The sequence below is a fragment of the Myxococcus sp. CA040A genome (assembly GCF_013336725.1).
Taxonomy (GTDB): Bacteria; Myxococcota; Myxococcia; order Myxococcales; family Myxococcaceae; genus Myxococcus; species Myxococcus llanfairpwllgwyngyllgogerychwyrndrobwllllantysiliogogogochensis.
The window spans coordinates 22,928-35,330 of record NZ_JABUMR010000003.1 but is presented as its reverse complement, the minus strand read 5'-3'; the positions used below and the strand labels follow the sequence as shown (position 1 = coordinate 35,330).

Below are 12,403 nucleotides of genomic sequence, written 5' to 3'. Positions count from 1 at the left end.
CTACTCACACTTCAGGGGGCAGCGCTCGGTAATCGTCTGACACCACGCCTGGGCCGCTGGCGTGGTGGCGTTCTGCCAGCACCTGCTGCTCTGAACCGCGCAGGCCTCCAGACAGGCCGCGCGTGCATCCAACGGCTGTGCGACCGCCTGCGTGTCCATCGCCTCTTCTGTCTCCGCTCCACCACAACCCGTCAACAACCCGGCTACGAACGCGACCGCGAGGAAGGTCTTTCGCATGGGACACTCCTGATTCAGCGTGAATGCGGCTGGGGGACTTCGGTCCGCAGAATGACATGAAGCCCGAGGAGGACCAATCCCTCACATGTCTGGCATCACCTCCCAAGGGAGACCCGAGGCAGGAATGACTCCGGAGGCAATACCTCCCGCGCAAGGCGACAGGCAGCCGCTCGTGGCCGGGCGAGTCGCTCCGCGAACTCGTCCTGGCACAGTTGGCGTCCCAACCCCACGCGACCCGCCGTGAGGCGGTGTACACAGAGGCCATGCGTGCCCCTGTCTCCTTCTTCCTGACTCCCCCCGAGGGACTCGCCGGTGTGCTGACTCCCACGCGACTCGCGGCCATGCGCGCCACGGTGGCCGAGGGCCTGGAGGACCCCGAGGAGGACGATGACGACGTCCTGCTCCTGGAGCTGATGGACCACCTGTCCCGGCACGGCGCGGACACCGTGACCCGGCTTCCCGAGCGACTCGAGGACGGAGTCTGGGACCTGCTCGACGTGCTCGCCGACGAACTCGTCCACCTGGACGAGGACACACGAGGGGAGCCCCTGGAGCTGGCCACGCAGCTCCATCCCAGCGAGTACGACCTCCAGGCGGCGGAGGCCGTCGTCGGCACATCCTGTCAGGAGCCCATCCAGCGACTCTGGCGCTTCACCGTCTCGGGCCGTATGCCCGGAAAGGATGGCCCCATGGGCCGTGGCTTCAAGCGCGTGTACCCGGCCCTCGGCTTCTGGACGGGCTCCGAGGTCCGCCAGCTTCGCGAGGGCCTGCGCGAGCACCTCGCCGGCGCCCCCGACTACGAGCCCCTCCTCCGCTCCGCCCGCCTGCGCGCCTGGTTTCAGCGCAAGCTGTCCCTCGCGCGACGCGGCGACCCGGCACGCGCGCTCGACGCGGCCACGCACGCCCTGGACAAGGCCTCCCGCCAGGGCCTGGGCCTGCTCTTCATTCGCTGAAGCCCCGTCACGCGAGGCTGCGCGCCAAGCTCCCCAGCGTGGACACCGCCGCTTCGACTCGTGGCGTCCACGGCTGACCACAGCTCAGTCGGATGAAGTTCCGATACGAGTCCGGCCGCGCGGAGAAGATGGGCCCGGGCGCGATGCTGATGCCCGCCTCGATGGCGCGCTCATGCAGCGCCAGTGAGTCCACCTTGGGCGGCAGCTCCACCCACAACAACGAGCCCCCCGACGGCCGAGCCACCCGCGTCCCCTCCGGGAAATACTCCGCCACGCCCCCAGCCATGCTCTCCACCTGGGACATGAGATGGCGGCGCAGCGAGCGCAGGTGCCGGTCATACCCGCCCTCTTCCAGGAACCGCGCAATCGCGAGCGGAGGCAACGACGCCGTGGCAATCGTGTGCGAGAACTTCAGCAACTCCACCCGCTCGCGGAACCGTCCCGGCGCCACGTACCCGACGCGGAACCCCGGCGCGAGCGTCTTCGAGAACGAGCCACACAGCAGCACGTTCCCCGACGTGTCGAAGGACTTGCACGTGCGCGGGCGCTCCGCATCGAAGTGCAGGTCTCCATACAAGTCATCCTCGATGAGCGGAACGCCCCGCGCCTCCAGCATCGCCACCAACCGACGCCGCCGCGCCTCCGGCATGCAACTGCCCACCGGATTGCTGAAGCTCGGCACCACCAGGACCGCCGCCACGCGCCGCCGCTCCAGCGCCGCCTCCAACGCATCCAGCTCCATCCCATGTCGCGGCGAGCACGGAATCTCCAGCGCCTTCAGCCCCAGCGACTCGATGGCCTGCAGCGTGCCGTAGTACGCGGGAGACTCAATCGCGATGGTGTCCCCCGTGCGCGCCACGGCGAGCAGGCACAGGTGAATCGCCTCCGCCGCGCCACAGGTGATGATGAAGTCCTCGGGCGCCAGCGCCCCACCCCAGTCGAGCGAGCGCCGCGCCAGCTGCTGCCGAAGCTCCGGGCACCCCGGCGGCGCGTCGTACAGCACCCCCACGTCACCCGCCTCGCGCGTGAGCGCGTTCAACTCCCGGTACAGCCTGCGCGTGGGCAACAGCTCCGGCGCGGGCCACGCCCCACCGAGCTGGACGATGCGAGGGTCCCTCATCGCCTGGTACACGCGGGACACCAGCCCGCTGATGGTGACGGGCGTGGCGCTCGTCGCGGGCCGGGACACCTGCGGCTCGGCGAGACGCGGGCGCTCGCGGCGACGCACGTAGTGGCCCGACTGCGGCCTCGTCTCGATGAGCCCCACCGACTCCAGGTGCAGATACGCCTGGAGCACCGTGGAGACACTCACCCGCTCACGCAGGCTGAGCTGTCGCACCGAGGGAAGCCGGTCCCCCGCTCGCAGCGTCCCCGCGGCGATGGCCTCCTCCAGTCGCTCGGCCACCTGCTCGTACAGCTTCGGTTTGTGTGCCAGCGCGCCCATGCCACCTCCGTCGAGATGCCGTCCCGGGACCTGTATCGGTACCGGGCCCGACGCCCGCTGCCCAGATACACCTGACCGCATGTCGGACCGGTACAGTTTCCCACCCCGGGACTGTACTGGTCACAATGACAATCGGCTGCATCTGTTCTGTTCCCGCGACAGGGCGCATGTTGCGACGCGCAAGGAGGTCATGGAGCCATGGAGTCGATGTTCGCTCTGACGCGGCGGAGCTGGTGGAGCACGCTGTGGAGTCACTTGAAGCCGGAAGTACACCCGGAAGCGGAGTCAGGCTGCTTCGGACTGTTCCAGGGCGCACTCTGGAGTCGGCGCGTGCGAGGAACCGAGGGCCTGACGCTCACCTGCACCGAGGGTCGGCTCTGGCTCACGCTCGACGCGGACCCGACAGACTACGTGCTGGAGCCCGGCGCCACGCTGCGCCTGGAGCAGGCAGGCCACATCGTGGTGCAGGCCCTGAGGCCGGCGCGCTTCCGCCTGACGAAGGGCGCGCACCCGCCTCCCTGCCCCTCGTGAGCCTCACCCCTCCAGCTTCACGGGCGCGGGCACACCCACCGCGTCCGGACGCTGGCCCAGCACGCTCAGGAGGAAGGCCGCCCCCACCCCCAGCATCAGCACGGGCGGGAGCACCCCCTGCTCAAGCTGGGCGGCGAAGGACAGGTTCGGCTGGGCCTCGCGGAACAGGAGACCGCCCAGGGACAGTCCTCCTTGCAGCGTGAAGAACAGCCCGCTCAGCAGCCCCACGGGCCGCGAGCGCCAAAGCGCACGCACCGCCAGGAGGACACCGCCCAGGAGCAGTCCCTCCAGCGCGGCCTGATAGAGCAACACGGGGTGCCGCGCGGGGAGGATGCGGTGCAGCTCCGCGAGGAAGGCCGCATCCGCGCGCGTCAGCGCCGCCACCTCATGCCCCGGCGCATAGGCCAGGGTGGACACGTCGAACGACGGCGTCACCACGGGCTGGAAACCCGGCATCCCCACCTCGGCGGGAAAGCGCACGGCCCAGGGCACGGAGCTCACCTGCCCCAGCGGCGCGCCTTCCATGAACACCGCGAGGTGCGCGAGCAAGAACCCCAGCGGCGCGAGCACCGCCAGCGTATCCGTCACCTGGAGCCACGGGCGTCGCTGCTGGCGCGCGAAGTACACCGAAAAGGCGAGAACTCCCAGCACCGCCCCCAGCACCGACGCGCCTCCCTGTCGGAACTGGAAGAAGACCGAGCCGTCCCGCGAGAAGTCATCCCACTGGTGCAGCAGCACGTACCCCAGTCGTCCGCCCAGAATGACTCCGAAGAGGCCGGCGTAGAGCACGAAGCCCGACACCTCCTGCTTCGCGACAGGGCCTTCACCTCGCGCCGCCTGACGCCGGAGCACCGCGAACGCGAGCAGGAAGCCCACGAGGTACGCCGCCCCCGTCCAGCGAAGGGAGAGCGTCTCCGAGAAGCGGAACAGGAAGGGATTGATTCCGTGCAGGAAGGGGGTGTCCACGACGCCTCGCTCGGCAAGTCCCACGGGCGGGCGAGCCGCCCCACCCGTGGGCACACGTCCGCTACTTGAAGAAGTCTTCGGGAGCGATGTTCGTGAGTTCCTTCCCGACGACCTTCCGGAAGTAGAGCGTGGTCGAGCCATTGCTGCTGGTATCGGCCTTCTGGTAGCGGAAGCCATCCAGCTTGCCCTCGGCGAGCAGCCGATTCCAGTCCGTCCCGTTGATGCGAATGGTCGCGCTGGGACCACAGCAGTTGTAGGTGACGTCCGACGTAATCACCCCTCCGGTCCAGGACATCGACATACAGCTCTGCTCATACAATCCGAGCTTCACCGTGGCGGAGCCCTGATTCATCGTCTTGATGCAGTCCTCGGCACCCTGCGCCGTTCCCTGGGACAGACACAGCCAGACAAGACACAATCCCGCCATCATCTTCTTCATGGGGTTTGCCCTCCGTGGGGTTTCGAGTCAGGGCTACAGCAGCGGCTTGCTGGCGGTCTCGGTGGCCTTGGTGTCCACCTTCTTGTTCTTCGGCTCCTGCTTCGCGGCCTTGTCCTCCTCGATGGTGAGCGTCCTGGGCTCGGCGGCCTTGGACTCCGGCGCCGGCTTCGTGGTGGAGGGAGGAGGCGTCTTGGCCGGCGGAGTCTTGTCCGCGGCGAATGCTCCGGAAGCGATGCAGACAAGGCACAACGTCACCCAGTTCTTCATGGGAACGATTCCTTTCAGGACTGAAGGGATTCATGGGCCCTCTGAATGACGCGAAGTCACACCACGATGGGCCCACGCGCACTGTTGCCGCGTGGCATCAAACTCACAATCACCCTGGCAGGCTGATTGCTGTTGCTATTCAAACAGCGGGAGCGCTATCGGAGGCTCCTCTTCAGATAGAGCGCGAACGGCACGTGGGTGACGGCCTCGCCGGAGAGCGGGACCTCCAGCGTGCCGTCATACCGCGCGGGCCTGCGCCCCCGGGAGACGACCTCCGGCTGGATGGTGATGCTCATCCCCACCTTCAAGAAAGGCTCCCGCGAGTCCTCCACCTCGGGGGCCTTCAGTCCGAAGTAGAGGTCCAGCTCGTACCGCTGCGCCAGCTCATTCACCCGGAACGCGGCGCGCTCCACGAGCAACTTCTCCTCCAGCTTCTTCAGGACGCCCGGGATGAAGTCCACCTGGAAGGTCCCCTCCAGCGTCTGGATGACATCCTGGACGCTCTTGAGCGACTGGGGGTCGACAGCGATATCGAGTGCCATGGCGCGCCTCCGGCGACACAACCGCGTGGACAGTCCCTCGTCGGAGCGCTCCGCGTCGCGAAAGCCAGACACGTCGAGCCCCGGCCAGGCGCAGGTGATACCGCACCGTCCGGACGAGGCTGGGAGGCCATTTGACGGGGGCGTCGACTCCGCGACAGGGATGAAGCCCTCGTGTCGGGAAGTCCGCGAGCCGGAGACTGTCTGCCTTCACACGGCCGGCTCGGACCGCGGGGCGACGCGGGAACACCGTAGGTGCCCGAGGAGGCCCCCTGGTGTGCAGGGGGCCTCGTGTCGCGGAGGACGGCTCAGGGCACCGTGAGGATTTCGGCGCCCTGCTCGGTGACGAGCAGCGTGTGCTCGAACTGCGCGCTGCGGGTGCCGTCGGCGGTGACGGCGGTCCACCCGTCGTCCCACGTGCGGTGGCCCCAGCCGCCCTGGTTGATCATCGGCTCGACGGTGAAAATCATGCCCGTCTGGATGACGGTGTCGGCCTCCGGCTCGTAGTAGTGCGGAATCTGGAGGGCCGTGTGGAACGTCTCGCCGATGCCGTGGCCACAGTAGGCGCGCACCACGCTCACGCCGTTCTTCGTGGCGTGCGTCTCAATCGCGCGGCCGATGTCGCTGATGGGGCGGCCGGGCTTCACGGCGGCGATACCCAGCTCCAGGCACTCGCGCGTGACGCGCACCAGCCGCTCGCTCTCCGGCTGCGGAATGCCCACGAAGTACGTGGCCGAGCAGTCCCCGTGCACCCCATCCAGGAAGATGGTGATGTCCAGGTTGACGATGTCCCCATCCTCCAGCGCGCGGCTGTCGGGGATGCCGTGGCAGATGACCTCGTTGACGGAGGTGCACAGCGACTTGGGGAAGCCGTGGTAGTTGAGCGTGCTCGGGTAGCCGCCCCGGCGGATGTATGCCTCGTGGGTGATGGCATCCAGCTCGTCGGTGGTGATGCCCGGGCGGACGTGGCTGGCCACCTCCTGGAGCACCTCCGCGGCGGCCTTGCAGGCGCGGCGCATGCGCGCGATGACGTCCGGCGTCTTGATGTCGGAGTCCCCGCCGCCTCGACGCAGCGGCCGCCCGGACACGGCGTAGTCCGGACGAGGGATGTTCAGGGGCACATCGCGGCGGGGGCTGATGATGCCCGGCCGGATGCCATTGCGCGCCACCTCGGGGCCCTTCTTGCGGGCCTCGACGGCGTCGGCGCCACGGTGACACTTCTTGTACTTGGTGCCGCTGCCGCACCAGCAGACGTCATTGGGACCGGGCAGCACGGCGGGAGGGGTACGGGGACTGGCGGTGGTCATCACTCAACTCCGGTGTGGACCGTGTCGGACTTGCGGGCGCGCAGCCAGCGCATCACCTGGGGACGCAGCCACAACCGGGGACGTCCCGTACCCAGGTCCAGGATGGGCCGGGGCATGTCCGGGTAGCGGCGCAGATAGGTGCTGACGCTGTTGGAGTGGCGCAGTTGCAACAGCCCGGCCACGCCCTGTGCGTCGATGAGGTCTTCGGTCTTCACCATGGGACACATGAAGGGCTTGTCTATACCCTTAGACACGGCTCGGCGCACGGCTTCTTTCCGCCTCCCCGGGTGAGGGGCGGCCGGGCGACCAGTGGAGAACAACGCCCCCTGGGGGCCCTCCGGCCGAGGTCGGGGACGCCAGGGCTGGAGGGGAGCGGGCCCGCGGGTCGGCGAGCGCCTGGTGCCGGGCTCCAGGTGGCTTCCGCCCCATGTCGCGCGGGCGCGTCGAGCCCTGCCCTGGGAGTTGTCCGCCGGTGACCCACCATGGCGGGTCACACGAGGAGGGTTCGACCTGCTAGGTTCAGCGGCTTCCAGGAGACCTCTGACGACCATGAGCACGCGGACCCCATCGATGAATCCGGACGCCCTTCCTCCGGGCCTCGTCATCACGGGCGGATGGCGCGTCATCGAGCGACTGGGCTTGGGGGGCTATGGCGTCGTCTATCGCGTGGAGCCCACCGACGCGCCGGGGCGCTACTTCGCCCTCAAGCTGGCCCGCGACGCGTCCGAGGGCCGTGCGCTGCGCGAGCTCACCCTCTTGCTGGACCGCGCGGTGCATCCGAACGTGGTGGCGGTCCACGCCTGTGGCCGCTGGCCGGACATCGTCACCGGCCACTTCTACTTCGTCATGGACTGGGTGCCCGGACCTCCGCTCCATGTCTGGGCGGACCACCACAACCCCACCTTCCGACAGCTCCTGGAGACGCTCCGTCGCGTGGCCCTGGCCCTGGACACGCTGCACGCGGGGGACGTGCTGCATCGGGACCTCAAGCCAGAGCACATCCTCTTGCGGACCCCCGAGGGAGACCCGGTGCTCATCGACCTGGGCGCGGGCGTGTACACGGGAGCGCCCACGTTGACCACCGGTCCCCTGCCCCCGGGGACGCTCTACCTGCGCAGCCCGGAGGCCATCCGCTTCCACCAGCGCCACTGGCGTCATCCGGATGCCCGCTACACCTCCGTGGCCACCGATGACCTCTATGCGTTGGGGGTCTGTCTGTATCGCGCCGCCACCGGGCACTACCCCTTCCTCCCCGACTGGCCGGCGGACGTGCTGTGCGCCGCCATCACCTCGCAGGAGCCGCCCGCGCCCTCCACGGTGAATCCCCGCGCGCCGCCCGCGCTCGACGCCCTCCTCCAGCGGATGCTGGACAAGGACCCCACGCGCCGCTTCCAGAGTGGCGCGGAGCTGGCATCGACGCTGGTCGCCACCCTGGAAGACACACCCGGCGAGTCCTGGGATGAGCCCCTCTTCGACTGGGCGGAGCCTCCGCTCGTCGCGGTGGACGGCGAGCCGTCGCAAGCGCTGCGCCGCGTGCGCCGTCCGGAGTGGGCTTCACATCTGCGCAAGCCTCCATCGAAGGCACGGGCCCGGTTGCAACAACTGTGGGCCACGGTGCTGGGCACCCTGCGTCCACCACCGAGTCCCGCGCCGTGGACCTCGCCCAGACACGCCACGTTGGAGGGCCAGGCGCGACGGCTGCATCCCCATCCCTATCGACGCCTGCTGTTGACGCTGGTGGGAGTGGTGGCCCTGGGCGTGTCTGGGAGCCGCTTCATGGGCGGGTGGAGACAGACAACTCCACAGGTCACCCATGAAATGACCTCCCCCACTGGTCAGAAACTGGCCAGCGCGCGTGAGTCGCCGCACAGTGGCGGAGTCGCGATTTCGCCCATGGCGGAGCCCACCCCCGCGACCGTCGCCCCCGTGGCGCCGTCACTCCAGGACCCCACTCCCGTGAAGAAGGCCCCCGCCCTGTCCGCGTCGCCCCCCGCCCCTGTGAAGCAGCGCTCCCCTTCCCTGACCCGTCTGTCCAAGGTGGCCCTGGCTTGCACGGGGCTCGCATGCGCCGGCTCCCCTGCCGTGGTGAAACACCAGCCAGTGCCTGCCGCCGCGGACTGCCCTCCTGGAGCGCGGGAGGCCATGGCGCGGCTCAACATCCGGATCGGCGTTCAGGTCTCCGCCTCCATCGGGGAGAGGGACCACACCGGACTTGCTCATGCGGACATCACCCTCCGCGAGTCTCGAATCTCGACCCATCTGGACCGGACGTTCGGAGCGCTCCGCCGAGGAGCGGAACTCATCACGAACATCTACGTCACCCCCACCCGGGTCTATGGCCGAGTCGTCGAGGCACGAATCGAGGGCAAGAGCTACCCTGTCTGCATGTCATATGTCGACCCCAATCAGAGAGGGGTGTATGGCATTCCCGCCAAGGCAGGCAGCGACGATGACCATGGCGTCGTGGCCAACAAGTTCGCCGTGCGCGCCGTGGGTCGCTTCCAGGAGACCGGTGACGAGGAGAATTAGCACGAGCCGTCCACGACGCCTCCTGCCGCTCATGATGTGCCTCGTCGCCATGAGCATGCGGAGCGGGCCGGCACTGGCGCAGTCTCACACGGCATCGTCTTCCTCGGAGGTCCGTCGCATCGACCTGGGGACACGACAGGGCCCAGCACCTGCCGAGATCTTCATTCGTCCCGGGGGCACCACCGCGCTCCTGTTCGACACCTCTCTCGCACGAGACGCCGTCACGCTGGAGGGACGGGAGCGTTTTCACCGGGTGGTGATGAGCGAGGACGCCCTCGTGCTCCTGCCCTCGGACAAACTCCAGGAAGGCACGCGGCTGCGTCTGACCCTGCGCTTCGAGGACGGCTCCACTCCCAGGGAAGCGAACTTTCTCCTCGTCGTGGCCCCGGGGCACTTCGATGCCCAGGTGGAGGTCGTGAGCAATCCACCAAGAGTGCGCAACAACCGGACCGAGACCGCCCAGCTCGAGGGCGAGCTTCTGAGGCTGCGCGAGGAGAACGCGAGGCTTCGAGCTGAGCAGGGTCCAACGGGCCTGACAGGACTTTTCGCCACAGGGCTTCTGAACGAGCAGGGCATTCTCGGAAACACACTCGGTCAGGACCTCTCAACGGCCCAGTCCATTCTGTCTCGTGAAACCGAGGCACAGGTCTTCAGGAGCATCTCCCGCGTCGCGGTGGCACTCGTGATGGCTTCAGCCGGCCATCATCTTCCGTGGACCGCGAGCCGAGCCACGCTCAGGGACTCCCTGGGTCGCCGCGCCCATGAGCTGCGGGCCTGGCAGTCGAAGCCCCTGACCGCTGGCGACATCGAGGTGTTGCTCATCCTGGAGACAGAGGCCAGCCCGGACGAACTGCAAGGCACCTACACACTCGAACTGCGCGACGGGAACGATTCACGGGCCGTCATCATCGGCCCCGTGAACTTCCCTCGGATGTGAATGGCTCACACCCTCTCCGGTCCTTGACAGGCGTCAGACCAACGCGCTCAGGGCGCTCGTCGACGGCAGTGCCGACAGTGGGCGCATTCGCGCCTGCGTCATGGATATGATTCGAAACGCCAAGGAGGAAGCATGAGCAAGGTCTTCGCCAACGGCCGCGCCATCCTGCACAAGGGAAGCGGTAACACGCACACCTCGGCCGCACCCGACGTCTGCAAGGTGCCGACGCCGGGAGGTCCTGTGCCCACCCCCTTCGTCAACTCCGCTCAAGACTCCACGCTCATCCATGGAAGCACGAGCGTCACCATCAATGGCCACCCGGTGGCACTGACCGACTCCGAGTTGAGCATCAGCTCGGGCGATGAGCCGGGCACGGCGGGCGGCATCATCTCCTCCAAGCTCAAGGGGAAGATGGCTTGGGGAAGCGGCAGCGTGGACGTGAAAATCGAGGGAAAGGGCGTCGTGCGCTACCTCGACGTCACCCTTCACAACGGCAACTCCTTCAATACCACGTTCATATCAAATGGACATGGTGGGACGGGATTCGCGTACGGGGACGACTTCGAGGGGCTGTGCATCATCTGCCAGAAGGACGCGGACAGCCATGCGGTGCTTGAGCGTCCAGAAGGAAGCCTCGACGTCGCCAACAAGATTCTCAAGGACCTCAAGGTCCGCGAGACCGAGTGGGCCAAGGTCCACCAGGAAATCACAACGAAGGTCGCCGAACTTGAGCGCCTCGGGCGTCAATCACCCCCACCCAAACAGACGACCTTGGATGAGCGGATGGCGTATATCAAGACCCTTGATCGGACACGTGAGGGGCTTGAGAATCATCGTCGCAGCAGGTCTGGCGGGTACATGTTCGGAGTCATGGTGTGCCTCACCGGCAAGAAATTCGCCGCGGTATCGGGTAACGAGGTGCCTCCCGGCTTCACGGCCATCGCCGAGGCTCACGGTTGCACGGTCATTGAGCGGGCCTCCACACTGGAGGACCTCATGACCATCAACCCAAGGTGTGCCGCGGGAGACACCCAAGCCATCGACAAGGTGGCCAAACAGTGGGACGACACCAGGAACTATGTCATCAGGGGTGAGAGCGGATACAACAACGTCCCTGGAACCTGTGCAGGCGCCAAACTCATCGGAGCGAGCGGTCATGTCGCGCATTCGATGACCGAGATTTACTTCTCCTTCTCCAGTGAGAAGAAGCAGGTGAAATTCAATGTGCCCTATCGCGGCCCCATCGGCTTCGCGCCGTCTGAGGGGCCCTGGACGCCTCCGAGCGCCGCCGACATCATGGAAAACAGGGGCGGCGAGTATGTCGAAGAGCACCGTGACATGAAGCGCAAGAAAGAGGTCACTGTCCTTTCCTGCCAATCGTGTCAGGACACGCTGTTCATGGCCCGGTGCGACGTCAAGAAGCAGAGTTGCGCATGACCTGGTCAAGGATTCTCAGGTCCCCTCCTGCCTTGTCGCTGACGGGCCTACTCGCGTTCATGGAGCGATGGAAGCCCGGGAGCACTCATGGCTTCGAACCAGCAACGACCGACCAGATGACAGCGCTTGCCCAGCCACATGGAGGACTCGACGCGCTGCCCGGCCTGTATCGCGAGTTCCTCGCAACCATGGGTGCATCGACCGGCGAAATGCGGTTGATGTGGGGGACAACCTCAATCTCGGCCCTGCTAGAGGATCTTGAAGATGAGCAACGCGAGCGGCCCGATTCTCGCCGCTACCTCAAGTTCGCCATGGGTGAGGACGACTACAACGGCCGTCACCCGGACGACTTCTTTGATCTCTCCCGCCCAACACCGGACGGGCGTGACACGGCCATCCTCCGCATTCACGAAGAGGATTTAGTGAGCAGCAAGGTCGCGGCCGAGCAGCCCTTCCCGACTTTCTCCGACTTGCTACGAGCGGTCATCGTGGCCAGGGTCAGCTTGGAGGCCGCTCCTCGGAAACAAACGCAGACCTATAACCTTGGGCCAAATCCCGAGGCTCCGGCCAGGACCTACGAGTTCTTCGCACGTTTGGGATTCGCTCCAACGGAACTCGGGGCCTCGTCGTCAATCATTCCTCTTGAACACGCGGAGCGCGGCGCGGTCGCCCTTATCAGGGCGCCTTCGACATTGATCCCAAGAGCGGGCGTAGAAGTGCGCGCACGTGATAAGGCCCAGCAAACGCTCCTTGATGAAATCATCCAGGACCATCAGCAGGAGTTGAGCGGTGGTTGACGAGGGTCGCCATTCGCATG

At 66.9% G+C, this 12,403-nt stretch carries 14 protein-coding genes; 6 read left to right on the top strand and 8 right to left on the bottom strand.

Annotated features, from left to right (window positions below):
- Window positions 1-237: a hypothetical protein gene (locus HUA75_RS12460; protein WP_174486535.1), complete on the bottom strand. Its 237-nt coding sequence runs from the start codon at window positions 235-237 to the stop codon at window positions 1-3.
- Between the two features lie 263 nt (window positions 238-500).
- Between HUA75_RS12460 and HUA75_RS12455 the strand changes: the two genes are divergently transcribed.
- Complete coding sequence (locus tag HUA75_RS12455) at window positions 501-1,190, top strand: hypothetical protein (protein WP_174486534.1); 690 nt, start codon at window positions 501-503, stop codon at window positions 1,188-1,190.
- 7 nt (window positions 1,191-1,197) lie between these two features.
- On the opposite strand, the gene HUA75_RS12450 is transcribed toward HUA75_RS12455, so the two are convergent.
- Window positions 1,198-2,634, bottom strand: a complete 1,437-nt coding sequence (locus HUA75_RS12450; RefSeq protein ID WP_141640384.1) for a PLP-dependent aminotransferase family protein — start codon at window positions 2,632-2,634, stop codon at window positions 1,198-1,200.
- A gap of 198 nt (window positions 2,635-2,832) precedes the next feature.
- Between HUA75_RS12450 and HUA75_RS12445 the strand changes: the two genes are divergently transcribed.
- Window positions 2,833-3,165: a DUF2917 domain-containing protein gene (locus tag HUA75_RS12445; protein ID WP_254627550.1), complete on the top strand. Its 333-nt coding sequence runs from the start codon at window positions 2,833-2,835 to the stop codon at window positions 3,163-3,165.
- Window positions 3,166-3,168: 3 nt separating this feature from the next.
- Here HUA75_RS12445 and HUA75_RS12440 read toward each other — a convergent pair whose 3' ends face one another.
- The 6 genes from HUA75_RS12440 to HUA75_RS12415 all read right to left on the bottom strand — a co-directional run bounded on the left by HUA75_RS12440 (window position 3,169) and on the right by HUA75_RS12415 (window position 6,901).
- On the bottom strand, window positions 3,169-4,131 hold the full coding sequence (locus tag HUA75_RS12440) for a prolipoprotein diacylglyceryl transferase family protein (RefSeq protein ID WP_174486533.1): 963 nt from the start codon (window positions 4,129-4,131) through the stop codon (window positions 3,169-3,171).
- A gap of 61 nt (window positions 4,132-4,192) precedes the next feature.
- Complete coding sequence (locus tag HUA75_RS12435; protein WP_174467873.1) at window positions 4,193-4,570, bottom strand: hypothetical protein; 378 nt, start codon at window positions 4,568-4,570, stop codon at window positions 4,193-4,195.
- A gap of 33 nt (window positions 4,571-4,603) precedes the next feature.
- The gene (locus tag HUA75_RS12430; RefSeq protein ID WP_141640381.1) at window positions 4,604-4,837 is read right to left on the bottom strand and encodes a hypothetical protein; all 234 of its coding nucleotides are present in this window, start codon (window positions 4,835-4,837) and stop codon (window positions 4,604-4,606) included.
- A gap of 155 nt (window positions 4,838-4,992) precedes the next feature.
- Window positions 4,993-5,379 (bottom strand): hypothetical protein, encoded by a 387-nt coding sequence (locus HUA75_RS12425; RefSeq protein ID WP_174486532.1) that lies wholly within the window; start codon window positions 5,377-5,379, stop codon window positions 4,993-4,995.
- Between the two features lie 305 nt (window positions 5,380-5,684).
- The gene (gene map / locus HUA75_RS12420; protein WP_174486531.1) at window positions 5,685-6,683 is read right to left on the bottom strand and encodes a type I methionyl aminopeptidase; all 999 of its coding nucleotides are present in this window, start codon (window positions 6,681-6,683) and stop codon (window positions 5,685-5,687) included.
- Window positions 6,683-6,901 carry a hypothetical protein gene (locus HUA75_RS12415; RefSeq protein WP_174454334.1) on the bottom strand — a complete coding sequence of 73 codons (219 nt, stop codon included), beginning with the start codon at window positions 6,899-6,901 and terminating at the stop codon, window positions 6,683-6,685. The genes map and HUA75_RS12415 overlap by 1 nt, the downstream gene beginning before the upstream one ends.
- A 331-nt stretch (window positions 6,902-7,232) precedes the next feature.
- On the opposite strand from HUA75_RS12415, the gene HUA75_RS12410 reads away from it, so the two are divergent.
- The 4 genes from HUA75_RS12410 to HUA75_RS12395 all read left to right on the top strand — a co-directional run bounded on the left by HUA75_RS12410 (window position 7,233) and on the right by HUA75_RS12395 (window position 12,383).
- Window positions 7,233-9,212, top strand: coding sequence for a serine/threonine-protein kinase (locus tag HUA75_RS12410; RefSeq protein ID WP_174486530.1), 1,980 nt, complete (start codon window positions 7,233-7,235; stop codon window positions 9,210-9,212).
- A gap of 49 nt (window positions 9,213-9,261) precedes the next feature.
- Window positions 9,262-10,149 carry a DUF2381 family protein gene (locus HUA75_RS12405; protein WP_174486529.1) on the top strand — a complete coding sequence of 296 codons (888 nt, stop codon included), beginning with the start codon at window positions 9,262-9,264 and terminating at the stop codon, window positions 10,147-10,149.
- Window positions 10,150-10,281: 132 nt separating this feature from the next.
- The gene (locus tag HUA75_RS12400; RefSeq protein ID WP_141646179.1) at window positions 10,282-11,586 is read left to right on the top strand and encodes a DUF4150 domain-containing protein; all 1,305 of its coding nucleotides are present in this window, start codon (window positions 10,282-10,284) and stop codon (window positions 11,584-11,586) included.
- Between the two features lie 116 nt (window positions 11,587-11,702).
- Window positions 11,703-12,383 (top strand): hypothetical protein, encoded by a 681-nt coding sequence (locus tag HUA75_RS12395; RefSeq protein WP_254627548.1) that lies wholly within the window; start codon window positions 11,703-11,705, stop codon window positions 12,381-12,383.
- Window positions 12,384-12,403: the final 20 nt, after the last annotated feature.

Coding starts and splice junctions, on each gene's coding strand:
- HUA75_RS12450 (WP_141640384.1), bottom strand. CDS start 2,634: ATGGGCGCGCTGGCACACAAACCGAAGCTGTACGAGCAGGTGGCCGAG.
- HUA75_RS12430 (WP_141640381.1), bottom strand. CDS start 4,837: ATGAAGAACTGGGTGACGTTGTGCCTTGTCTGCATCGCTTCCGGAGCA.
- HUA75_RS12405 (WP_174486529.1), top strand. CDS start 9,262: ATGAGCATGCGGAGCGGGCCGGCACTGGCGCAGTCTCACACGGCATCG.
- map (WP_174486531.1), bottom strand. CDS start 6,683: ATGACCACCGCCAGTCCCCGTACCCCTCCCGCCGTGCTGCCCGGTCCC.
- HUA75_RS12400 (WP_141646179.1), top strand. CDS start 10,282: ATGAGCAAGGTCTTCGCCAACGGCCGCGCCATCCTGCACAAGGGAAGC.
- HUA75_RS12445 (WP_254627550.1), top strand. CDS start 2,833: ATGGAGTCGATGTTCGCTCTGACGCGGCGGAGCTGGTGGAGCACGCTG.
- HUA75_RS12395 (WP_254627548.1), top strand. CDS start 11,703: ATGACAGCGCTTGCCCAGCCACATGGAGGACTCGACGCGCTGCCCGGC.
- HUA75_RS12425 (WP_174486532.1), bottom strand. CDS start 5,379: ATGGCACTCGATATCGCTGTCGACCCCCAGTCGCTCAAGAGCGTCCAG.
- HUA75_RS12415 (WP_174454334.1), bottom strand. CDS start 6,901: ATGGTGAAGACCGAAGACCTCATCGACGCACAGGGCGTGGCCGGGCTG.
- HUA75_RS12435 (WP_174467873.1), bottom strand. CDS start 4,570: ATGAAGAAGATGATGGCGGGATTGTGTCTTGTCTGGCTGTGTCTGTCC.
- HUA75_RS12455 (WP_174486534.1), top strand. CDS start 501: ATGCGTGCCCCTGTCTCCTTCTTCCTGACTCCCCCCGAGGGACTCGCC.
- HUA75_RS12410 (WP_174486530.1), top strand. CDS start 7,233: ATGAGCACGCGGACCCCATCGATGAATCCGGACGCCCTTCCTCCGGGC.
- HUA75_RS12460 (WP_174486535.1), bottom strand. CDS start 237: ATGCGAAAGACCTTCCTCGCGGTCGCGTTCGTAGCCGGGTTGTTGACG.